Origin of the sequence: Acidocella aquatica (assembly GCF_030160635.1) — a bacterium.
Lineage (GTDB): Bacteria > Pseudomonadota > Alphaproteobacteria > Acetobacterales > Acetobacteraceae > Acidocella > Acidocella aquatica.
Window position 1 is genome coordinate 34,627 of the sequence record NZ_BSOS01000005.1, and the last position, 22,536, is coordinate 57,162.

General features: G+C 64.4%; 23 protein-coding genes. 16 read left to right on the forward strand and 7 right to left on the reverse strand.

The window, feature by feature from the left end; translation table 11 throughout:
• The first annotated feature begins 30 nt into the window (after positions 1-30).
• The 5 genes from QQJ84_RS00680 (at position 31) to QQJ84_RS00700 (ending at position 6,113) form a co-directional block, all read left to right on the forward strand.
• Positions 31-1,623 (forward strand): AMP-binding protein, encoded by a 1,593-nt coding sequence (locus tag QQJ84_RS00680; RefSeq protein WP_284255959.1) that lies wholly within the window; start codon positions 31-33, stop codon positions 1,621-1,623.
• Positions 1,623-2,714 carry an acyl-CoA dehydrogenase family protein gene (locus QQJ84_RS00685; protein ID WP_284255960.1) on the forward strand — a complete coding sequence of 364 codons (1,092 nt, stop codon included), beginning with the start codon at positions 1,623-1,625 and terminating at the stop codon, positions 2,712-2,714. Before QQJ84_RS00680 ends, QQJ84_RS00685 begins: the two co-directional genes overlap by 1 nt.
• Positions 2,704-3,906 (forward strand): acyl-CoA dehydrogenase family protein, encoded by a 1,203-nt coding sequence (locus QQJ84_RS00690; protein ID WP_284255961.1) that lies wholly within the window; start codon positions 2,704-2,706, stop codon positions 3,904-3,906. The genes QQJ84_RS00685 and QQJ84_RS00690 overlap by 11 nt, the downstream gene beginning before the upstream one ends.
• Before the next feature lie 14 nt (positions 3,907-3,920).
• Positions 3,921-5,213 (forward strand): cytochrome P450, encoded by a 1,293-nt coding sequence (locus tag QQJ84_RS00695; protein ID WP_284255962.1) that lies wholly within the window; start codon positions 3,921-3,923, stop codon positions 5,211-5,213.
• Between the two features lie 102 nt (positions 5,214-5,315).
• Complete coding sequence (locus tag QQJ84_RS00700) at positions 5,316-6,113, forward strand: glucose 1-dehydrogenase (protein WP_284255963.1); 798 nt, start codon at positions 5,316-5,318, stop codon at positions 6,111-6,113.
• A 4-nt stretch (positions 6,114-6,117) separates the two neighbouring features.
• On the opposite strand, the gene QQJ84_RS00705 is transcribed toward QQJ84_RS00700, so the two are convergent.
• Positions 6,118-6,744: a hypothetical protein gene (locus QQJ84_RS00705; RefSeq protein WP_284255964.1), complete on the reverse strand. Its 627-nt coding sequence runs from the start codon at positions 6,742-6,744 to the stop codon at positions 6,118-6,120.
• A gap of 23 nt (positions 6,745-6,767) precedes the next feature.
• Entirely contained in the window at positions 6,768-7,550 is a 783-nt protein-coding gene (locus tag QQJ84_RS00710) for an SDR family oxidoreductase (protein WP_284255965.1), read from the reverse strand.
• 142 nt (positions 7,551-7,692) lie between these two features.
• On the opposite strand from QQJ84_RS00710, the gene QQJ84_RS00715 reads away from it, so the two are divergent.
• Positions 7,693-8,715 (forward strand): NADP-dependent oxidoreductase, encoded by a 1,023-nt coding sequence (locus tag QQJ84_RS00715; RefSeq protein WP_284255966.1) that lies wholly within the window; start codon positions 7,693-7,695, stop codon positions 8,713-8,715.
• Here the strand turns inward: QQJ84_RS00715 and QQJ84_RS00720 are convergent.
• Entirely contained in the window at positions 8,712-9,014 is a 303-nt protein-coding gene (locus tag QQJ84_RS00720) for a YciI family protein (protein WP_284255967.1), read from the reverse strand. The genes QQJ84_RS00715 and QQJ84_RS00720 overlap by 4 nt on opposite strands.
• A gap of 76 nt (positions 9,015-9,090) precedes the next feature.
• Between QQJ84_RS00720 and QQJ84_RS00725 the strand changes: the two genes are divergently transcribed.
• Genes QQJ84_RS00725 through QQJ84_RS00735 form a run of 3 tightly spaced genes read left to right on the forward strand, consistent with a single transcriptional unit; the run spans position 9,091 to position 11,404 of the window.
• A complete protein-coding gene (locus QQJ84_RS00725; protein WP_284255968.1) occupies positions 9,091-9,888 on the forward strand; it encodes an enoyl-CoA hydratase/isomerase family protein in 798 nt (265 codons plus the stop codon).
• A 34-nt stretch (positions 9,889-9,922) separates the two neighbouring features.
• On the forward strand, positions 9,923-10,240 hold the full coding sequence (locus QQJ84_RS00730; protein ID WP_284255969.1) for a 2Fe-2S iron-sulfur cluster-binding protein: 318 nt from the start codon (positions 9,923-9,925) through the stop codon (positions 10,238-10,240).
• Positions 10,241-10,264: 24 nt separating this feature from the next.
• Positions 10,265-11,404, forward strand: a complete 1,140-nt coding sequence (locus QQJ84_RS00735) for an NADH:flavin oxidoreductase (RefSeq protein ID WP_284255970.1) — start codon at positions 10,265-10,267, stop codon at positions 11,402-11,404.
• Here QQJ84_RS00735 and QQJ84_RS00740 read toward each other — a convergent pair.
• The gene (locus QQJ84_RS00740; protein WP_284255972.1) at positions 11,371-12,708 is read right to left on the reverse strand and encodes a hypothetical protein; all 1,338 of its coding nucleotides are present in this window, start codon (positions 12,706-12,708) and stop codon (positions 11,371-11,373) included. The two genes, QQJ84_RS00735 and QQJ84_RS00740, sit on opposite strands and share 34 nt — an antisense overlap.
• A 126-nt stretch (positions 12,709-12,834) precedes the next feature.
• Here QQJ84_RS00740 and QQJ84_RS00745 point away from each other — a divergent pair, with 126 nt between their 5' ends.
• Positions 12,835-13,608, forward strand: coding sequence for a hypothetical protein (locus tag QQJ84_RS00745; RefSeq protein WP_284255973.1), 774 nt, complete (start codon positions 12,835-12,837; stop codon positions 13,606-13,608).
• Positions 13,609-13,622: 14 nt separating this feature from the next.
• Here QQJ84_RS00745 and QQJ84_RS00750 read toward each other — a convergent pair whose 3' ends face one another.
• Positions 13,623-14,189: a MarR family winged helix-turn-helix transcriptional regulator gene (locus tag QQJ84_RS00750; protein WP_284255974.1), complete on the reverse strand. Its 567-nt coding sequence runs from the start codon at positions 14,187-14,189 to the stop codon at positions 13,623-13,625.
• A 339-nt stretch (positions 14,190-14,528) separates the two neighbouring features.
• Between QQJ84_RS00750 and QQJ84_RS00755 the strand changes: the two genes are divergently transcribed.
• The 5 genes from QQJ84_RS00755 to QQJ84_RS00775 are packed head-to-tail and all read left to right on the forward strand — an operon-like array spanning position 14,529 to position 19,335.
• A complete protein-coding gene (locus QQJ84_RS00755; protein WP_284255975.1) occupies positions 14,529-15,341 on the forward strand; it encodes an enoyl-CoA hydratase/isomerase family protein in 813 nt (270 codons plus the stop codon).
• Positions 15,342-15,385: 44 nt separating this feature from the next.
• A complete protein-coding gene (locus QQJ84_RS00760) occupies positions 15,386-16,369 on the forward strand; it encodes a thiamine pyrophosphate-dependent dehydrogenase E1 component subunit alpha (protein WP_284255976.1) in 984 nt (327 codons plus the stop codon).
• 10 nt (positions 16,370-16,379) lie between these two features.
• The gene (locus tag QQJ84_RS00765) at positions 16,380-17,366 is read left to right on the forward strand and encodes an alpha-ketoacid dehydrogenase subunit beta (protein ID WP_284255978.1); all 987 of its coding nucleotides are present in this window, start codon (positions 16,380-16,382) and stop codon (positions 17,364-17,366) included.
• A gap of 22 nt (positions 17,367-17,388) precedes the next feature.
• Positions 17,389-18,546, forward strand: coding sequence for a phosphotransferase (locus QQJ84_RS00770; protein ID WP_284255980.1), 1,158 nt, complete (start codon positions 17,389-17,391; stop codon positions 18,544-18,546).
• Positions 18,547-18,549: 3 nt separating this feature from the next.
• Positions 18,550-19,335, forward strand: a complete 786-nt coding sequence (locus tag QQJ84_RS00775; protein WP_284255981.1) for an SDR family NAD(P)-dependent oxidoreductase — start codon at positions 18,550-18,552, stop codon at positions 19,333-19,335.
• A 182-nt stretch (positions 19,336-19,517) separates the two neighbouring features.
• Here the strand turns inward: QQJ84_RS00775 and QQJ84_RS00780 are convergent, their stop codons facing one another.
• The gene (locus QQJ84_RS00780) at positions 19,518-20,612 is read right to left on the reverse strand and encodes a DUF7064 domain-containing protein (protein ID WP_284255983.1); all 1,095 of its coding nucleotides are present in this window, start codon (positions 20,610-20,612) and stop codon (positions 19,518-19,520) included.
• Entirely contained in the window at positions 20,609-20,911 is a 303-nt protein-coding gene (locus QQJ84_RS00785; RefSeq protein WP_284255986.1) for a Rieske (2Fe-2S) protein, read from the reverse strand. Before QQJ84_RS00785 ends, QQJ84_RS00780 begins: the two co-directional genes overlap by 4 nt.
• 114 nt (positions 20,912-21,025) lie before the next feature.
• Between QQJ84_RS00785 and QQJ84_RS00790 the strand changes: the two genes are divergently transcribed.
• Positions 21,026-22,513 carry a phosphotransferase family protein gene (locus QQJ84_RS00790; RefSeq protein ID WP_284255987.1) on the forward strand — a complete coding sequence of 496 codons (1,488 nt, stop codon included), beginning with the start codon at positions 21,026-21,028 and terminating at the stop codon, positions 22,511-22,513.
• The last annotated feature ends 23 nt before the right edge of the window (positions 22,514-22,536 follow it).

Here is a 22,536-nt window from a genome sequence, read left to right on the forward strand (position 1 = left end):
GTGAAATAAAACAGGCCAAGGTCAGGGATAATGTCAGTATCTGAAACGCTTGCGGCCCGTGCGGCGGGGTTGCCAATGGATCTGTCCGCCATGGTGCTGCCGCAGGACTACCCAAGCCTGTTCGCGGCGCGCACCCCTTCGCGCACCGCGCTGATCTTCAAAGACTGGCAGTGGGACTACGCCGGGCTGGACCGCGCCGCCAACGCCATGGTCACGCTCTTTCGCGAAGCCGGCGCCGGCCCCGGCGCGCGCGTCGCCTATATCGGCAAAAACTGCGACCTGTTCTTCATCGTGCTGTTCGGCGCCTACCGCGCGGGCATCGTGCTGGTGCCGGTGAACTGGCGCAACACGGCGGTGGAAACCCGCTACGTGCTGGAAGACAGCCAGGCCACGCTCCTGCTCGCCGACACCGAGTTCCTGCCCATGCTGGCCGAGGCCGATACCAGGGGCCTGACTCGCATCGTCGTGGACGCCGATGGCGCCGATGGCCTGCGCGCCAAACTCGCAGCCGCCACCCCCGCCCCGCGTAAAACCCTGGACCCGCACGCCCCCAGCCTGCAACTCTACACCAGCGGCACCACCGGCAAGCCCAAAGGCGTGCTCACCAGCCAGCACGCCATGGGCGCGCAACGCCTGGCCGAACTCGTCTGCCCGGCGTTTGATGACTGGCGGGACGACGAGACCCTGCTCTCGCCGCTGCCCAGCTTCCACATCGGCGGCATGTCCTGGGTGCTGTGCGGCCTGGTGCGCGGCCAGAGCGTGGTCATCACCGCCGACGCCACCCCCGCCGCGATCCTCGACCTCATCGTCGCGCACAGCATCACCCGCACCTTCATCGTGCCAACCCTGGTGCGCGCCCTCATCGAGGAGATGAACCACCGTGGCATCCGCGCGCCCTCGCTGCGCGGCATCCACTACGGCGCCGCCGCCATGGACGCCGCCCTTCTGGAGCGCTCGCTTGAAAATATCGGCTGCCGTTTCCTGCAATATTACGGCATGACCGAGGCCACCGGCAGCATCACCTTGCTGGAACCGCGTGACCATGACCTCTCCCGCCCGCGCCTGCTGCGCTCGGTCGGCAAGCCGCTGCCGGGCATCACCATCGAAATCCGCGGGCCTGACGGCACGCTGCTCAACATCGAGCAGCCCGGCGAAATCTGGGTGAAGGGGCCGAGCCTGTTCATCGAATACTGGAACCGCCCGGATGCCACCGCCGAGGTGATGAAGGACGGCTGGTACCGCTCCGGCGATGGCGGCCTGCTCAACGCCGAGGGCTATGTTTTTCTCACCGACCGCATCAAGGACATGATCGTGACGGGCGGTGAAAATGTCTACCCGGCCGAGGTTGAAGCCGTGTTGCGCCAACACCCGGCGGTGCAGGATTGCGCGGTGTTCGGCCTGCCGCACGAAAAATGGGGTGAGGGCGTCACCGCCGCGGTGGAGCTGCGCCCCGGCCACACGGCCACGGCCGAGGCGTTGATCGCCTTCGCGCGCGTCTCGCTCGCCGCCTATAAAATCCCCCGCCGGATTGAGTTTGGCGTCACCCTGCCGCGCACGGCGGCGGGCAAAATCCAGCGCGGCGCCGTCCGCCTGAGCTTCCTGGCCCAGGAGGGAGACCGCTGATGAGCTTCGCCGTCACCGAGGCGCAAACCATGCTGGCTGACATGCTCACCCGCCTGCTCGCCAGCGAGAACGAGTTCGAGGCCCGCCGCCACCGCCTCGAAGGTCCAGCGCCGGACCGCCTGGCGCTATGGCCGCTCCTCGCCGAACAAGGCGTGCTGGGCGCGGCCTTCCCTGAAGAATTCGGCGGTTTCGGCGGCTCCATGCGCGACCTCGCGGTCATCATGGAGCGCGCCGGGCAGAGCCTCGTGGTCGAACCCCTGCTCGCCAGCACCGTCTGCGGCCGCGTGCTGCTGGCAGCGGGCGAAGCTGACCAGCTGGTTGAGCTGATCGCCGGTGAACGCATCCTGGCCTTCGCCCATATGGAAGGTTTTGACCCCTTTGCGCCACCGGCCACGCAGGCCCAGCCGCAAGGCGATGGTTTCGTGCTGAACGGCAACAAGCAGGCTGTCCGCCACGCTGACCTCGCGCATGGCTTCATCGTCACCGCCACGCTCAACGGCGCCCCCGCCTGCTTCCTGGCCGAGGCCGATGCCCAGGGCGTGCAGCGCGAGGCCTTCCGCCTGCTCGACGCCGCCGCCGCCGCGACACTCACCTTCACCAACACCCCGGCGCGATATCTGGCCGGCGCCGATGCCCTGGCCGATGCCCTGCTCTGGTCCCACGCCGGTCTGGCAGCCGAGGTCTCGGGCATCGCCGACGCGCTCAACACCGCGACCTTCGCCTATCTCAACACCCGCAAACAATTCGGCTTCCCCCTGGCCAGCTTCCAGGCCCTGCAGCACCGCGCGGCGGACATGTTCGCCGCCGCCGAGGAAACCCGCATCCTCGCCGCCCGCACCATCACCGCGATCGATGCCGCAGCTCCCGGCCGTTTCGCCCTCGCCAGCGCCGCCAAAACCGTGGCGGATGACGCCGGGCGCAAAATCGGCCACGAGGCGGTGCAGATGCACGGCGGCATGGGCGTCTCCGACGAGCTGAACATCAGCCACTACATGCGCCGTCTCGCCGCCATCCGCGCCGAGCTGGGCAGCGCCGATGTCCACCGCGCGCGTTTTGCCAGCCTGAACGAGGGAGCATCTCATGCTGCTTGATGAAAGCCCCGATCTCGCCGCCTTCCGCGCCGAGGTGCGCGGCTTCGTGCGCCAACACCTCCCCGCCGACATCGCCCGCAAAGGCCGCCTCGGCCTGGAATACGGCAAGGATGATTTCGTCCGCTGGCAAAAAATCCTGCGCAACAAAGGCTGGTTCGCCGCCGCCTGGCCCCAGGCCGCCGGCGGCGCCGGCTGGGATTTGCAAAAGCAGCTGGTGTTCATTCAGGAAACCGCCCTCAACGACGCCCCCTTCATCATCCCCTATGGCGTCAACATGGTCGGCCCCGTGCTGTATAATTTCGGCACGCCGGAGCAGCAGGCCCGCCACCTGCCGGGCATCCTCTCCTCCGATGTCTGGTGGTGCCAGGGCTATTCCGAACCCAACTCCGGTTCCGACCTCGCCTCGCTGAAAACCACGGCGGTGCGCGATGGCGGCCACTACATCGTCAACGGCACCAAAATGTGGACCACCGAGGCGCATTGGGCCGACTGGATGCACTGCCTCGTCCGCACCGACCGCGAGGCAAAACCCCAGCGCGGCATTTCGTTTTTGCTGATCGACATGAAAACGCCGGGCATCGATATCCGCCCCATCGTCACCATCGACGGTCAGCACCACACCAACCAGGTGTTTCTCGATGACGTGCGCGTGCCGGTGGAAAACCTGGTGGGCGGGGAGGGGGGCGGCTGGCCGATCGCCAAATTCCTGCTCTCCAACGAGCGCGTCGCCATCGCCGACACGGGGCCGAAGCTGAAACTGCTCGCTGAAATCAAGGAAATCTTCGCAAAAATCGAGGTATCTCCAACCGTTTCCGAAACCAGTAAAATCCTGTTCCGGCAAAAACTCGCCAACGCTGAAATCCAGCTCACCACTTTATGCGCGCTGGAGCAGGAATACGTGAAAATGTGGGCTGGCGGCGGCTCCAAGGAAGGTCCGCACGCCTCGGTCCTCAAAATCCGCGGCACCGAGATCCTCCAGCTCCTCTCCGAAATCGCCCTCGAACTCGAAGGCCCGCTCGGCGCCGCGCACGACCCGGCTGATCTGCATCTGGGCGCGGGCATCACCCCCTCTCCGGCGCAACGCGCCAGCCTGATGGCGCATCACTACCTCTACGGCCGTTGCTGGTCGATTTTCGGCGGCACGAATGAAATCCAGCGTGGCATCATCGCGCGATCCATCCTGGCGGCATAACACAGGAGCACCCCATGAACGATATGGCGAATGTTGATCCATCATCGATTTTCCGGCCGGAAATTCTCTCCGAGCCACATGCATTTCTGAAATCCTTGCGTGAGAGCGCGCCGGTGGCGCGCGTCACCGATGACAAAGGCCGCGACATCTATCTCGTCACCAGCTACGCGCTGATCGAGGAAGCCTCCAAGCGCGCCGAGGATTTCTCCAGCCAGGTTGGCCATCTTTTGATGGGCGACGGCGGCAACCCGGAGGTTGATGCCATCCTCGCGCAGGAATGGGTGCAACCCGCGCTGCTGCTCATCTCCGACGACCCGGAACACAAGCGCTACCGCTCCCTGGTCAATGCCGTCTTCGCCATGGGCCGCATCGCCAACATGCACGATATCATCGCCCGCATCGTCGATGATCTGATCGATGATTTCATCGAGCGCGGCGAAGTTGATTTCGTCAACGAATTCGCCATTCTCCTGCCCACCTACGTTATCGCTGACATTCTCGGCCTCCCGCGCGACAAATACGCGCTGGTGCGCAAATGGTCGGACTCTGTCATCCGCATCGTCAGCCGCATGGGCACGCACGCGGAAGAACTTGCCGCCGCCAACGACATTCTGGAATTCCGCCGCTTCATCCGCGCCACCATCCGCGCCCGCCGCGCGGTCCCCGCCGACGACCTGATCTCCTATCTCATCAACGTCCGCGTCGAAGGCTTCGAACCATTGACGGATGAAGAAATCGCCCCCCTGGCCTTCGAGATCGCCGTCGCCGGCAACGAGACAACGCGCAACACCCTGATGAGCGGCATCGTGCGGCTGCTCAACAACCCTGACCAGCTCGCCCAGATCAAGGCCGACCCAAGCCTTATCAGCAACGCCATCGAGGAATTGCTGCGCTTTGAGACCCCCGCCACCTCGCTCTGGCGCATCGCCACGCGTGATACCGAGCTTGGCGGCGTGGCCATCCCGAAAGGCGGCCAACTGCTGCTGCGTTTTGATGCCGGAAACCGCGACGAAAGCCGATTCGAAAACCCCGACCAGTTCGACATCCACCGCCGCAACGCGCGGCTGCATCAATCCTTCGGCGGCGCCAACATCCACCGCTGCCTCGGCCAGATGCTGGCCCGCAAGGAAATGCAGATCGCCTTCCCCAAACTCTTCGCGCGCCTGCAAAACTTGCGCGTCATACCCGAAAAAAGTGACACCAACTACTGGCCGGGCCTGCTTCATCGCGGCATCACCTCCGTATACCTGGGCTTCACCCCTGGCCCCAGGCTGAATGGCCAGAGCCAGCCCAGCGTTTCACCATGATCGTTTGACCATGACTAACGCGCCGTCATCGCGCGTCCGCGATAGGCAGGCTTGCTGAATGTAAACACGCGACATCCGAAACAATATCATTTGGAGGAAACCATGGGCCGTCTTGAAGGTAAAACCGCCATCGTCACCGGTGGCGCGCGGGGTCTCGGCGGCGCGGCGGTGGATGCGCTGGCGGCTGAAGGCGCCGTTGTCGTCATCGCCGACATGCTCGATGAAGCCGGCGCCGCCCGCGCCGCGAAACTAAACGCCGAGGGCCGCAAAGCCGAATACGTTCATCTTGACGTGCGCGACACCGCCAACTGGGCGGCGCTCGTCTCCGGCGTGGTGGCGCGCCACGGCCGGCTCGATATTCTGGTCAACAACGCCGGCATCAACGCCCCCGTGACCATTGAGGACGCCACCGCCGAGCAGTTCCGCGCCATCCTCGAAGTCAACCTGATCGGCCCCTTCCTGGGCATGAAGGCGGTCATCCCCGCCATGCGCGCCAGCGGCGGCGGTTCCATCATCAACATGGCCTCCAACTCAACCCAGATGGTGCTGCCCCTCACCAGCCTCTACGGCGCCAGCAAATCCGCCCTGGCCAACCTCACCAAATCCACCGCCGTCCACTGCGCGCAGCGCGGCTACAACATCCGCGTCAACTCCATCCACCCCGGCGCGCACGAAACCGAAATGCTGCTCGGCAACGGCGGCGCCAAACCGGCCGACATCCCCCAGGTCCGCTCGCTCATCAACGCCATCCCCATGGGCCGCATGGGCAAGCCCAGCGAGATCGGCTCGGTCGTCGTCTTCCTCGCCTCCGAGGACTCCAGCTACATGACCGCCAGCGAATTATTCTCCGACGGCGGCCTCACCGTGGTCTCCTTCGGCGCCGACCCCGCGCAGCAGTAGCCGGTTAAACCCTCTCCAGCAGCGCGCGCGTGAATACCGGCACGCGCGCCAGCGCCTCGTCTGAAAGCCCGTAGGCGGGCAGCGGAAACCCCAGAAACCGGCGCAGCGGCGGCCCGGCGCGGTTGATATACGTCACCGTCTGGATCAGGCTGCCGATCTGCCCGCCCGGATGCATGAACGCCTCCCCGCCCAGAAACCGCCCGCCCGCCGCTTCGCCCAGGCTGCGCGTCAGCGCCAGGTTTTTCTCGAACAACCGGCGGCAGATCACGAACACGCCAAACGGCTTGCCCGCGAGCAGACGCCTCGCCTCGCCGCTCTCCAGGAACGAGCGCACCGGCACGCTGGGGCTGCCGCCCCAGGTATTGCTGAAAATCAACACCAGATCATACGCCTCGCCCACCGCCGCGGCAGGTTCATACACCAGCGGCAGCGTCATCCCCCGTTGCGCCCCCTGCGTCCATTTTTTGGACCCGGCAATCCCCAGCGGCCGGGCCGGCCGTTCGCCGGGGCTGGCAAAATCCATCCGGCACGCAACGGCTTCCCAGCCCTGTTGCGCACAGGCTTGCGCGGCGAGGTCCACCGCCCGCGCCGCCTGGCCGGTGAGTGAATAATACAGCAGCAAGCAGCGCATGTGTGTCTCCTTCGTTGCGTATTTCAGGCCTTGGTGCTCACCGGCGGCCGCACGATGACTTCCTGAATGTTGATATCGATCGGCTGCTGCAAAATATAGCGCACCATATTGGCGATGTGCTGCGGATCAGAGACCAGCCGCTCCGTCCCCGGCCCGCCAAACTCAACGCCCCGCGCCTTGAAATTCCCCGCAATGGCGGCGAGTTGCTCCGGCGCGAACCCGCGCGCCAGCTGGGTGGCAAACCCGCCGGGTATCACCGTCGCCACGCGAATATCATCCTGCTCCAGCTCCTCGCGCAGGCTCACGCCAATCGCCTCCACCGCCTGCTTGGTAATGCCGTAAACCCCCGGCACTTCAAAACGCGCCTGCACCGAGCCGATGTTCACCAGATGCCCCGGCTTGCCATGAGCCCGCATCACCTCTACCGCCGCCTTGCAGCCCTCCAGCATCGCCAGCACATTCACATCGAACATCGCCTGCCAGCGCTCCATCGTGCCGCTCATAATCGGCTCGGGATGCATCACCCCGGCATTGTTCACCAGCGCGAACAAATGCGGATGCGCGGCCCCCACCTCTTTCACCAGCGCCGCCAGCGCCCCGCGCTGGCGCAGATCAACCACCGCCGCATGCGCCGCCGGCCCGCCCGCCTGCGCGATCAGCCGCGCCGTCTCCGCCAATTCCCCGGCCGCGCGCCCCACCAGCCAAAGCTCCGCCCCGCCGCGCCCCAGCTCCACCGCAATCGAGCGCCCAATCCCGCTGGAAGCCCCGGTCACGATAATCGCCCGGCCGCCAAATCCATCCGCCATGTCAACATCCTCCATTTTGCGTTGCCGGTGCCCTGCTTGACGCTGAGGCACCGCCGTTTTAGCCGATAGTAGACAAGCAAACTATAATGGACAATCGGATTATCTTTCCCAAACGCCAGAAATCCATACCGAGGAGCCTATCGTGACCAACTTCATCCCCGCCCACAGCACGCCGGACGCCAACCGCCAGATCGTGCTGGCCAGCCGCCCCGCCGGTATTCCCCTGGCCACCGATTTCGCGCTTCGAACCGTCCCGGCCGCCAAACCGGCCGAAGGCCAGTTCCTGGTGCGCAACCTCTACCTCTCGGCTGACCCCGTGCAGCGCGGCTGGGCCGCCAACCCGGCCCTCACCCCGCTTGGCGCCCCCTTGCGCGCGCTCGCCGTTGGCGTGGTGGTGGAAAGCCGCGATGCCGCGATCAACACCGGAGACATCGTCTACGGCTTCCTCGGCTGGCAGGACTACGCCCTGGCCACCCAGGCAGAGCTGCTCTCCCACATCCCCACACCCCGCGCCCCGGTCTCCACCTACGCCGGCGTGCTCGGCATGCCCGGCGTCACCGCCTGGCTCGCCCTTAACGACCTCGCCCCGGTCTCCCCCGGCCAGGCCGTTCTGGTCTCCACCGCCGCCGGCGCCGTTGGCAGCGTCGTCGGCCAGATCGCCCGCCACCGCGGCGCCCATGTCACCGGCCTCACCGGCAGCGCCGAAAAAATCGAGCGCTGCATCACCCGCTTCGGCTACAACGCCGCCTTCAACTACAAAACCGGCGATCTGGCCCAAACGCTCGCGCAGGCCCAGCCCGGCGGCTTCAACACCTATTTTGACAACACCGGCGGCCCCATCCTTGACACCGCCATCCGCGCCCTCGCCAAATACGGCCGCATCATCCAATGCGGCACCGCCGCCACCGCCAGCTGGAACCCGCCCCCCACCGGCCTGCGCAACGAACGCGAAATCCTCACCCGCGTCCTAACCTGGTCCGGCTTCTATATTTTTGACCACATCGCCCGCTTCAACGAAGCCATCGGCCATCTCTCCGCCCTGATGCAAAATCACGGACTCGAACACGACGAAGACATCAGCAACGGCATCGAGCACGCCGCCGGTTCGCTGGAAATTCTCTTCGCGGGCACCAACACCGGCAAAAAACTGATCTTTATCGGCTAACCCGGCTTCCAGTCGCCAATCCCCGGCCGCAGCACCTCGATGCGCGCATCGCCGCCAAAAACCCCCTCGGTGGTGAAGGGGTCGGCGGCGAGCAACGCCCTGGCAGCCTCCAGGCTCCCGGCCTCGATGATAAAGGCGCTGCCCTTGGGCGTGGCCTCGCCAGTGTCATCGCTCAGCATGGCGCCGCCAATCCGCACCACGCCCGGCAGGCTGTTCCAGTAGTCGATATGCCGCTGGCGGTGGGCCAGGCGCAGTTCCAGCGCGCCGGGGCGGTCGCTGGCGAGGATCACAAAGAACATGGGCTGGCCTTTCCGGCAGGTTGAATTCATGGAAGTAGTGCGTTAGCTGACTATAAGAGATCAAGGGAGTCAGGCAATGGACCAGAGTAAATATCAGACGCTGCATTTCGCCCGGTCGGGCCGTGTCCTGACCATCACCATCAACCTGCCGGAAAAACTGAACGTGGTGACGCATCAGCTCCACGAGGAAATGGCCCGCGTCTTCTACGACGCCGCCGACGACACCGAAAGCGACGTGATCGTGCTGACCGGCGCCGGCAAGGTGTTCTGCGCCGGCGGTGACCTCACCTGGCTGCACAGTGAACTGCAGGAGGGCCTGGCGCCCTTCGTCACCGAGAGCCGCACCATGAAGCGCATCGTGCACGGCCTGCTCGACTGCGCGAAGCCCGTCATCGCCCGCGTTAACGGCGACGCCATGGGCTTTGGCGCCTCCATCGCCCTGTTGTGCGACGTGGTGATCGCGGTGGACACCGCCCGTTTCGCCGACCCTCATGTCAAGGTCGGCCTCTCGGCGGGTGACGGCGGCGCCCTGATCTGGCCTCAGCTCATCGGCTACGCCAAGGCCAAGCACTATCTGATGACCGGCGACGCCCTGGACGCCATCGAGGCCGAACGCCTCGGCCTCATCACCTTCGCCATTCCCGCCGCCGATTTTGGCGGCTATGCCGAAAAATACGCCGAGCGCCTGGCCCGCGGTGCCCAGACGGCGGTCCGTTATACCAAGATCACCGCCAATATCGGCTTGCGTAACCTGCTCACCTCTGTATTCGAGGCGGGCGCGGCCTATGAGGGGCTGTGCAAACACACCTCCGACTACCGCGAAGGCATCACCGCCTTCGTGGAAAAGCGCCGCCCCAATTTTACCGGGATCTAGACGACGATCCTCAAAGACAAAGGAGAGAGACTTCATGCCGAAACTGACCATCGTGAACCGCGCGGGCGCCGAGTCCGAAATCACCGCCAAAACCGGCGTGTCCCTGATGGAGGCGATCCGCGACGCCGGGTTTGATGACCTGCTCGCCCTGTGCGGCGGCTGCTGCTCCTGCGCCACCTGCCACGTCTTCGTTGACCCCGCCTTCGCGGCAAACCTGCCGCCGATGAGCGCCGATGAAGATGAGCTGCTGGAGAGCACCTCCCACCGCTCCGCCGCCTCGCGCCTCTCCTGCCAGGTGCCGCTCACCGATGCCCTGGAGGGCCTGCGCGTCACCATCGCCCCGGAAGACTGATCCCCCCGCCGAGAGGAAAAGCAAATGTCACAAACCGCCGCCCTTGACCTGTCCAGCCTGTTCCAGCCGTTCAGCCACGGCCCGCTGCACCTGGCCAACCGAATCGTCATGGCGCCGATGACCCGTTGCTTTTCCCCCGGCGGCGTGCCGGGTGCCGATGTCGCGGCCTATTACCGCCGCCGTGCTGAAGGCGGCGCGGGCCTGATCATCACCGAAGGCACCTGGATCCCCCACCACGCTGCCGCCAATGAGGAAAACGCCCCCCGTTTTTATGGTGACGACGCGCTCTCCGGCTGGCGCCATGTGGTGGCGCAAGTCCACGCCGCGGGCGGCAAGATCATGCCCCAGCTCTGGCACACCGGCCTCACCCGCCGCCCGGTCCTGGAAAACCTCTACGAAGCCGTGGTCGAAGACCTTAGCTTAAAGGTCAGCCCGTCCGGCTATGTCATGCCCGGCGAAAAAATAGGCGAGGGGATGACCGGCGCCCAGATCGAAGCCCTCATCGAGGCCTACGCCCAGGGCGCGCTCACCGCCAAAACCCTCGGTTTTGATGGCGTCGAGATCCACGGCGCGCACGGCTATATGGTCGACCAGTTCTTCTGGCACGAAACCAACAAACGCACCGACGGCTGGGGCGGCGCCACCCTCGCCGAACGCGCCCGCTTCGGCGTGGAGATGATCCGCGCCTGCCGTGCCCTGGTTGGCCCAAACTTCCCCATCATCCTGCGTTTCTCCCAATGGAAACTACAGGATTACACCGCCAAACTCGCGCAAACCCCGCAGGAGCTGGCCTCCTTCCTCGAACCTCTGGCCGATGCCGGCGTCGATATTTTCCACGCCTCGCAACGCCGCTTCTGGGAGGCCGAATTCCCCGGCAGTGACCTCAACCTGGCCGGCTGGGCGCAGAAACTCACCGGCAAACCCGCCATCACCGTCGGCTCCATCGGGCTGGAACAGGAGATGCTGCAAACCATGTTCTCCCCCGAACCCGCCGCGCAATCGCGACTCGACCGGCTGATCGAGATGCTCGGCCGTGGCGACTTCCACCTCGCCGCCATCGGCCGCGCCCTCCTCGCGGACCCGCAATGGGCTCTGAAAATCCGCGGCCACGCCGAAGCCGCCCTGCTCCCCTACAGCGTGGCGGCGCTCGCCTCGCTCTCCTGAGTCCGGGCGATGAACGCCCGCAACGCGCCGCCGATATCCTCCTCCCGCCATTCGTTGAGGAACACGATGAGCAGCTGCAGCTGCGCGCGGGCGAGAAAATTGTTTTTCAGTCTGGGGTCAGACCGGCCGGTCAGCGCGGCGTAGTCCGCGATCTCGCCCTCCACCAGCGCGGGCGCATCAAGAATCCACGCGATGCCCAGCACGGCGACGGCGAGTTTCACCATGAAGCGGAGTTCTTCCGCGTCAATCTGCGGGCCGCCATGGGCGCGGTAGGAGGCGGCAAACCGCTCCATCAATCCGCGCCGGTGGGTGTTCAAAAACCCTGTTTCCGCCGCGCAGGTCATGCCGTAGAACGCCTGCGCCAGGTTCATCTGCCCCACGCTGCCCCAGTCCAGCAACCCCGCATGCACCCCCTCGGCATCCGCCCAGAACCAGGCGTTGTCGAGGTTCATGTTCCAGTGGCAGAGCGCGATATAATCACTTTGCGCGTTCAAATAGCGCCGGATCTCCAGCTCATGCGCCAGCACCAGCGGCGCCTGCGCGCAAAACGCCGCCAAAAACGCCTCGCCCTCCAGCCCATCCTGAAACAATTGCGGCGCGGCGGCGGCAAACGCCCGCAGCTTGTCCAGTTTCCCATGCAATTGCTCCGGGGTGTAGGGAATCCGGCTGCCGATATCGATTTTATCCGGGTCGAACGGAAACTGCCGCGCCGCCTCCGCCCCGAATTTCCCGGCTTTATGATACGCCGCCAGCCGCGCCATGGTTTCCGTCAACGCCTGATAATGCGCCAGCGGGTCGCCCAGCTCATAATCCAGGCATTTATCGTGGCAAGGCTCGATTCCCCCCGTGCCATAGGCAATGCGCTCGGTAATCAAAATCCCGCTGGCCGTCTGCGCGTTATAATCCGCGAAATAACAGCGCGGCACCGCAATGGGGAATCCCTCCTGGCGCGAGAGCAGCGAAAACCTGATCTCCGGCTCCATCAGCGGCCCGAACAGCGCGCGCAGCGGGTCGCCGAAATCACGTGGAAATTTCACGAACAAATCGTTCCTCAACGCCGGATCGGGGCGCGCGTACGCAACCGAGAGCAACAGCTTGCGCCCCATGCCGCCGCCAAAAAATTCCGTCCACCCGGTAATCGCCGTCACCTGGTTATCCGCCGGCAATACCCCGCTGGCATGAAACGCGGCGGTTAAAAATCCAACGCCCTGCTCGCGCAACCTCTCGATGGTGGGCGGAAACGCCAATCCGAGCTGATCGCCCATGACCGTAACCGGAACCTCTGTGTGCGTCGCCGTGCTCATGGGCGTCTCCCTCTCATGCTTCCCCGCTTGCGCGTAGTAGTACGCAATACTATCATATTTTAGCATATTGCCACACATAGCCAACCCGCGCGCGGACGCGGTGTTGCGCCATTCACGGGGAAAACCATGAAACAACTGCTGATCGTCCTCTCTAACCCGCGCGGCGGCCGCGACGATGAGTTCAACGAATGGTACAGCTATGTTCACCTGTGGGATGTGCTGCGTGGCAGCCCGGGCGCCATTGCCGCGCAACGCTTCGCCCTGGCGCCCGGGCAACTCCCCGGCGCCGCGCCGCTGGAGCACCGCTATCTGGCCGTCTACGAGGCTGACGAACATCAGGGCTTCACCGATGGCCATGCCGAGGTCTTCACCCCCGCCATGCCGATCAGCGATGCCTTCAGCTTCGAGGATTTCCGCGAGGCCTATTATGAGCCTTTCGCCGCCCGCAAACGCGCCGCCGGGCCGAAAGTCTACGGCGATGTCATAATCGAGCGCATCGCCGCCAGCGCCGGGGCTGAGGATTTCGCGAACTGGTACGCCGATCACCGCCTGCCCCAGATCACCCGGCTGCCAGGTTTCGAGTCCGGCCGCATCTCCCGCGCCGCCGCGCACCAGATGCTGCCGCCCAATCCAGACTCGCACTATATCGCGCTGTATCGTGTGTCCGACCATAACGCAGCGTTGGCGGCCCTGGCGGCGCTGAACCAGCAGGCGCCGCCGCCCTGGCCCGCGAGCGCCGCGATCACGGCCTGCTACACCCCGCTCATCCCCCGGCTCACGGCTTACGCCGCTCTGCACCCCTCGCCGGAGCTCGCCGCCCGCGCAGCCAAGGCCCGCGCAGCCCTGGGCAGCCGCGTCTATACCGGCTTCCCCAGCCTTCCAGGATTGCCCCCCGCCTGAAGCCGGATTTAATCTTATGGCAGATCGCTGATCCGGTTGCCGACATCCATATCCAGGAGCTGGCTGCCAAACTCCTCGGTCCGCCCGCTCTGCGCGGTTTCGGCGACGATTTCCTTGAGGTTCTGCTTCACCGTATAGAGCACGTCCTCGGTCACCCGCTGCTGCTCAGGCGTGATATTGCGCAGGATGCGTTCGTTGACCTTCACCGAAATCGCAATCATTTTCTGAATGACCTCAAATCCCTGCTCGGTGATGAACACCCGCTTCACCCGCCGGTCGGTGGGGTCGGGGCGGCGCTCCACATGGCCGGTCGCCTCCAGCCGGTCCACCAGCCCGCCCACGGTCACCTTGCCCACCTCCAGCAGCCGCGCCAGATCCACCTGCATCATGCCGTCATTGCCGCCGCGCGCCAGCGCGGTCAGCACCGTCCATTGCGAGCGGGTTATGCCCAGCGGCCGCATGACCTGGTCCATCACTGTGCGGCGGATGCGCGAAACGTCATGCACCAGATAACCGAACTTGAACGGTTTGGGAGAGGGCCGCTTCACGGCTGGCTTGGTTTTGTTGACGGCGGACGACATACTCGCTCTCATGCTCCCAAAGACGATTGAACCTCGTTACAGACAATCATGCGTTAACCCGCCGTTTGACGCAACCAGAAACAGACAAGCGCTTATAATTGTCTAGTGGACTAGTTTTATAATCGTTGATTCTCCTGCACAAAATCGCTTTAAGTTAGGTGTTAGCTTAAAATATGCTGACATATCATGTGCCATTTAACCACAACCGCCACGCCGGCTGTCCGCACGCTTGACTCTGCGTCCTGGTGTTGTAGTTAGTAAGCATACGATATTCGAACAACTCGTTGGCAAAAACCGGGGGCACCGGCCGGGCCAGGAGACCACTAACAGGAAACACGCATGAGTGACGATGGTGTTGGCTTTATAACCGAACGGGATGGCGGTGTTCTCATCCTCACCTTCAACCGTCCGGCCCATGGCAACTCCCTGAAGTCCGAGGCAATCCCCCTGCTGACCGAGCTGTTCCGCTCCCTTGCCGCTGACCCTGGCGTGCGCGCCATGCTCATTCGCGGCGAGGGCCGCATGTTCTCCGCCGGCGGCGATGTGCGCGGCTTCATGGAAACCCTCAAACAGTCCCCCGAGGCGCGCCGCGCCGATTACGGCGCCAGACTCGGCCGCGTCGCCATCGCCATCGAGGCCTTCATCTCTCTCGACCTGCCCATCGTCACCGCCTGCCAGGGCGCGGTCGCAGGCGCGGGGATGACCTACGCCCTGGGCGCCGATCTGGTTCTGGCCGATGAGACCGTGAATTTCGTCTTCGTCCACCAGCGCATCGGCCTGCCGCCGGATGGCGGCATCAGCGTTCTGCTGCCCCGCGCCGTGGGCGAGCGCAAGGCCGCCGAGCTGATATTGACAGCCGGAACCGTAAAGGCCGATGAAGCCCTGCGCCTGGGCCTGGTGAGCCGTCTGGTCCCAGCGGCTGAACTGCAGGAGGAGGCCCTGAAAGCCGCGCATCGTTTCGCCATGGGGCCGCGCGATGTCATCCGCCGCGCCAAGCGCCTGCTGGCCGGCTCCCTGCTGCGCCCGGCCGCCGAACAGCTCGAGGCCGAGCGCCAGGCCATCATCGCCTCCGTCGGCGAACCAGATTTTGAGGAAGGTGTGACCGCCTTCATCGAAAAGCGCAAAGCGGTGTTTCCATCCTCGCCGCGCTGAACAACCGCCTGTAACGACCGTCCACGAATTCGGGAGAGAAGAACATGTCCAACTACCCCAGACCGGATGCGGCCACGCTCCTGGAAATCTATAAAAAAGCAACGCTCATCAAGCAAAATGACGAGCGTATCATAAAGCAGATGATGGCCGGCAAGCTGGTCACGCCGTATTATTCGCCGCGCGGGCAGGAGATCATCCCCTCCGCCATTTCCGTGAGCCTTGATGACGATGATTACATCTGCACCATCTATCGCGGTATTCATGACATGCTGGCCAAAGGCTTCCCGCTGGGTGAACTCTGGGCCGAGCTGGCCGGCAAGGCCACGGGCACCTGCAAAGGCAAGGGCGGCCCGATGCACCTCACGCACCCGGCCAAGGGCATGATGGTCACCACCGGCATCGTCGGCTCCTCCATGCCGATCGCCACCGGCCTCGGCTGGGCCGCCAAGCTGGACGGCAAAGGCCGCGTCTCGGTCGCCAATTTTGGTGACGGCGCCGCCAACATCGGCGCCTTCCATGAGTCGCTGAACCTCGCCGCGCTGTGGAAGCTCCCGGTCATTTTCGTGTGCCAGAACAACCTCTACGCCGAGCACACCAGCTTCGCCGACTCCACCCTCATCGAAAAACTCTCCAGCCGCGCCGCCGCCTACGGCATGCCCGGCGTTACGGTAAACGGCAACGACCCCGACGAGATGTACGGCGCCGCGAAAATCGCCATCGAGCGCGCCCGCGCCGGCGAAGGCCCAACCCTGATCGAGGCCCTGACCTTCCGTTTCAACGGCCATCTCATCGGCGATGCCGCCCCCTACATCCCCAAGGCCGAGCTGGAAGCCGCCAAGGCGGTTGACCCGGTGCCCGCCCTGCGCGCCCGGCTGATCGCGGCTGGCATCAGCACCGAGGCCGCCCTGGCCGCGATCGAAGCCGCCATCGACGCCGAGATCGACGCCGCCGTGGCAGCCGCCAACACGGCGCCTTTCCCCGAGATCATCGAACTGAAACGCGACGTGTTCGCCGAAGAAATTGCGTGAGGATCAGCCAATGACCGAAATCAAACAACTAAACCTCATCCAGGCGATCAATCTGGCGCTCAACGATGCCATGGAAGCCGACCCCAAAGTCATCCTCCTCGGCGAGGAAGTCGGCGACAAGGAGGAAGGCGGCGTCATGGGCGTCACCAAGGGCCTCTCCACCAAATTCGGCACCGGCCGTGTAAAATCCACGCCAATTTCCGAACAGGCGATCATCGGCGCGGCCATCGGCGCTTCCGTCGGCGGTTACCGCCCGGTCGCCGAGATCATGCTGATGAACTTCATGGCCGTCCCGATGGACATGATCGTCAACCACGCCGCCAAGCTGCGCTTCATGTCCGGCGGGCAAACCAGCGTCCCCATCGTCATCCGCACCATGACCGGCGCCGGCTTCTCCACCGGCGGCCAGCATTCTGACTACACCGAGGCCTGGTTCGCCCACACCCCCGGCCTGAAAGTCGTCGCCCCCTCCAACCCTGATGACGCCTACGGCCTGATGCGCTCCGCCATCGAGGACAACGACCCGGTGATCTTCATCGAGAACCTGCCGAGCTACTGGACCCCCGGCCCCGTCACCGGCCAGCATGTGCCCATCGGCAAGGCCAAGGTCGCTCTCGAAGGAACGGACATCACCATCGTTGCCCACTCGCGCATGGTCACCGAAGCCCTCGCCGCCGCCAAAACCCTCGCCAAGGACGGCATTTCGCTCGAAATCGTCGACCTGCGCACCATCTCGCCGTGGGACCGCGCCACCGTGCTCGCCTCGGCCGAAAAAACCGGCCGCGCCATCATCGTGCATGAGGCCGTCAAGCAGTTTGGCATCGGCGCTGAAATCGCCTCGGTCATTTCCGAGGAGCTGTGGGGCAGGCTGAAAGCCCCGGTGAAGCGCCTCGGCGGCGCCTTCAGCCCGGTGCCGTTCTCCAAACCTCTGGAAAACGCCTTCGTGCCCACCGCCGCGGACATCGCAGCCACCGCGCGCGCAATCGTGGCCGCTTGAACCACCAACGGGAAATGACGCCATGACCGATATCGTTGAGACAATCAAAGCCGCATACGAGTTGGAGCATCAGCTCGCCCGCGAAGCCGTGACCGCGGACGACCTGCCGCTCTCCTTCCAGGAAATCACCCCGCGCTGGCTCACCGCCGTGCTCTGCGGCAACGTCCGCGGCGCCGAGGTGGTCGAGGTTAAACTCGGCCCGGTGGACAATGGCTCCTCCAACCGCCGCCGCCTGCACATCAAATACAATCACGAAGGCACCCACGCCAAACTGCCCACCGCCATTTTCTGCAAGGCGACGCACGACCTCGCCAACCGCATCGTCCTCGGCGTCTCCGGCGGCGGCATCTGCGAGGCGAATTTCTACAACCAGATCCGCCCGCTGCTGCCCATCGAGGCCCCGGTTTCCTACTTCGCCAGGTTCGATGAGGAAACCTACAATTCCATGATCATGCTGGGTGACATCAGCGACACCGTCACCGAATTCTGCAACCACAACACCGATATGACCCGCGCGCGCGCCGAAAGCCAGATGCGCCTGCTCGGCAAGCTGCACGGCGCCTGCTACGGCCATGAAATCTTGAGCCGCCGCCTCGGCGTGTTCCCCACATTCAAGGAGTTCTTCGGCAACTCCATGAAGTTCGGCCTGCGCGCTGGCACCGATGCCGGCTTCCTCGCCGCCCAGGAAGTCATCCCCGCACGTCTCTACGCGCGCCACGCCGAAATCTGGGACGCCACCATCGCCGCCGTTGATGAAGGCGACCGCCTGCCCAACACCCTCTCGCACGGCGATGTGCATTTAAAAAACTGGTACGTCGCCGGCAACGGCGAAATGGGCCTGAGCGACTGGCAATGCTGCGGCCGCGCGCATTGGGGCCGCGACGTCGCCTACGCCATCACCTGCGCGCTCACGGTGGAAAACCGCCGCTTGTGGGAGCGTGACCTACTGGCCCTCTACCTTGACGAAATGCACCGCGCCGGCGGCCCGAAAATCACCTTTGACGAAGCCTGGACCAGCTACCGCCAGCAGATCGTCTCCGCCCTCGCCTGGTGGACCGTCACCCTCTGCCCGCCGCCCGGCCTGCCGGACATGCAACCGCGTGACATCACCATCGAGTTCATCAAACGCATCGCCACCGCCATGGATGATGTCGACACCCTCGGCGCCTTCAAGGCCTGAACCATGCCCGCCGCCGGAGATCATTTCAGCTTCGGCGGCAAGGTCGCCATCGTCACCGGCTCCACCCGCGGCATCGGCCGCGCCACCGCGCAACTCCTGGCAAAACGCGGCGCCACCGTCGTCATCTCCTCGCGCAAGCCCGAAGCCTGCGCCGCCGTGTGCGGCGAGATCATCACCAGCGGCGGCCACGCCATCGCCATCCCCGCGCATGCCGGCAGCGCGCAAGATTGCCAGCGCCTGATTGAAGAAACACAAAACCGCCTCGGCCGCCTGGACATCGCGGTCGCCAATGCGGCGGTCAACCCCGTGTTCTCGCCAGTCAGCAGCCTGGCCGAGGAAAGCTGGACCAAGGTCATCAACACCAACCTCACCGCCGCCTGGCACCTCGCCCGTTTCGCGCTCCCCGTCATCGCCCAACAGGGCGGCGGCGCCATGGTCTTCGTCTCCTCCATCAACGGCCGGTTCGCCATGCCCAACTCCGGCGCCTACGGCATCTCCAAAGCCGCCCTCGAGCAGCTCACGCGCCAGCTCGCCGTGGAGTGGGGACCAAAAAACCTGCGCATCAACGCCGTCGCTCCCGGCACCACCCGCACGGATATGATCCGCGCCCTGGCCGCCGACCCCGCATTCATCAAATCAGTGCAATCACGCACCCCCATGCAGCGCATCGCCGAACCAGAGGACATCGCCGCCGCCATCGCCTTCCTCGCTTGCGATGCCGCCCGCCACATCACCGGCCAGGTCCTCACCGTCGACGGCGGCGAGACGATCCTGCGCGGCACCCTATAAAAATCATCGCGCGCGCATCTTTGCTGAGGGCGATTCACGCTTTCGGCTCGCTCGGTTGAGCGAACCTCAAGCGATCGCACTAGAGCCTGATCGCTTTAAGTGCGATCCGGCTCTAGCCGTTTTTCTGAGGGCGATTCACGCTTTCGGCTCGCTCGGTTGAGCGAACCTCAAGCGATCGCACTCTAAAGCCCGAAACTGCGGATATGGTGGGTCGCGTAGCTGTCCATCAAATCACCATCGCCGCGCCGCCCGTCATATTCCAGCGACATGAAGTGCATGTAAACCAGCAGGTTCTGCCAATACATTTTTGGAATCATCGAACGAGTCGTACCGGTAATCCGATGCACGCTCCCTTGCGCATCCTCAATCTCCAGCTCAATGCCCTTCACCAGCAACCGGCTGCCCTCGGCGAACAACGTGCGCACATCCATCCTCACCACCGGCACCGGCCTGCCCGCGCGCGCAATCCAGCCACTGCGAAGATTAAGGCTCGGCGTCTTGCCGCCGGACTCCCATTTGTTCGCCCCGCTCGCCTCCGGCCCCGCCACCACCTCGTTCCAGTGCGGCCCGAATTCACGGCCCTCCAGCATGCCAGTATCCAGCCACGCCACCACAAACCCGCAATCATCGCCAAACCACCCCGTCATCCACCGGTAGGGCGGGGTGCGCTCGGCCTGTTCCGGGCGATTATACCCCCAGGAGCGGTCGCGCATATAAAACCCGTTGATAACATAAGCCTCACCATCCAGCGTGACCTGGCCTGACGTTTTCATCAGCTGCGTGAAATGCTTGCCTCCCGGGCGGCCCACCGGCGGCATCGCGCCGGTGCAGTTCAAGTCCAGCGCAAACCCGCGCGCCGGATCGTCGAACCACATATGCACCTCCTCCAGCGGCCGAACCACCTTCATCCGCACGCGGCACCCGCCCATCTGCACGGTCCAGTCGGCGTTATCCCTCACCGCCGGCAGATACAAATGCTCCAGAAAATAATCAGCCTCCAACTGATGCGCGAGAATCCTCGCCCCGCGATACACGAAAATATGCACCGACATGGTATTCAGCGCATGATGCCACAGCACATAGATGTTGCAGTGAATATCCGCCTCGGGAATATTAAACCCATACAAATTCGTCTCGATGGCGGTGAAATGCGCATCCGGCGCGGGCAGATGCAGATAATCATCGCCCGCCGCCACGGCCGAAAAATCAACCGCCTCGCCCCGGTAGCTGCTTTCCTTCCAGGCGCCGTCGCGCAAACTTGCCGTCTCGCGTGTCATATCTCAATCCCCAGATGATCCCCATGCTCCGTGCAGGGAAAAAATTTCAGCCCCTTCGCCGTCAGCGGCGAGAGCGAGCGCCCATCCTCCAGGCTGAACCGCGCCCCATGGTGCGGGCACATCACGCTATTGTGGCGCACCCGCGCCCCCTCCATTGAAAGTTGCTGGTGCGGGCATTGTTCATCCATCGCATGCAGCCCCCCGGCGGTGCGGCAAATCAGCACCCGCTGCCCGGCAACCTCAACAATCACGCTCCGGCCCGCATCCAGCGGCGGTAGCGCCACAGTCACTTTTGTCATTTCAACTCCCAACGCCGCCGGGTTTCATCTTGTCAGATCGTGCCCCAGAAGGCAGTATGCTAGCTAACTTTGTTCCAGACGGTCAAGGAGCAAAGACACACCGGAGAGAACCCCATGCTGATCCCCGCCAACCGGGTCCTTGATGCGCTGGTCAAGGAATTTGATAAACTCCGCCCCCTGATTGCCGATTCCGGCACCGATGGGTCCGGCGCGCAGGCCATCGCCCATGCGCTGCGCCTCATGCAGGCCCGCCAGTCCGGTGACACCACCGCCCTGCGCGCGCAATTCGCCGGGCTGGAGGCCGCGGTGGAAGCCGCCGCCCCCCACCTTGGCACCCATGCCGCCCCGGAACTGCACGCCGTGCGCGCCCTCATCGCCACCGCTGATGAAGAGACCGGCCTGGGCGCGCTGGAAGCCCTGTGGCGCGAGGCCCTGGCCGCCACCGAGGCGCTGGTCGCCGCCCTTAACAGCGCACCAGTCTCGCCCGCCACCCGCCAGCAAGCCACCCGCATTTTCTCCGCCTGGGAAGCCGGTGACCTCACCCGCCAAATGGACGCCCCGGTGCATAAAACCGAAGGCGCCACAAAGGAAGTTGACATCACCGCCGAGACCCTCACCGCCTACCTGCGCGACCGCTTCAACGAACCAACCCTCGAAGTCACCAGCCTCACCCCGCTCGCCGGCGGCTTTGGCAAGCAAACCACCATCTTCGCCACCAAGGGCCAAGCCCTCTCCGGCGAATTCGTCATGCGCCGCGACCTCGGTGAAAACGCCGGACTCGATAACGACTGCCATTTGATCGTGCGCGAATACCCCGTCATCCGCGCCGCCTTTGAGCGCGGTTTCCCCGCCCCCGACGCCCTCTGGCTCGACACAGAACACCGCCTCCTCCCCGGCGGAGATTTCATCATCATGCGCAAATCCGAAGGCGTCATCGGCGGCAATTTTTTCGGCGCCAGCACCGAAATCCCCGCCGGCCTCGCCGACGCTTTGGCCGATGAAATGGCCAAACTCCACAACCTCGAACCCCTGCGCGAACTCGGCAACCTCACCGATTCCATCCAGACCGATCTGTGGGACATGGACCTCACCGCCTGCATCACCCGCTACATCGCCAACTGGTACAGCTTCTACCTCGCCGAATCCCACATGCCTTCGCCCGCCATCACCGCCATCTACGGCTGGCTGCTCGAAAACGTGCCCCACCGCACCGGCAAACCCAGCCTCCTCCACGGTGACATCGGCTTCCACAACTTCCTCTTCCACGAAGGCAAAATGAGCTGCCTGCTCGATTGGGAATTCGCCCACCTCGGCGACCCCGCCGAAGAACTCGGCTACGTCAAAGTCACCGTAGGCGCCTCACTCGACTGGGAGCGCTTCATGGCCCGCTACCACGCCGCCGGCGGGCGCGAGGTCGACGCAAAAACCCTGCACTACTTCCAAATCTGGGCCTTCATGCGCAACGCCACCGCCGCCAATATCTTCGCCTCGCGCTTCAACGACGGCCTCGTCAACGACCTCAAATTAACCGTCCTGCCCTACCTCCACATCCCCAACTTCATCCGCGGCGCCCAAGCCCTCATCGACACCTACCCAGCCTAGATGAGCGCTGACTGGGGCTGGAA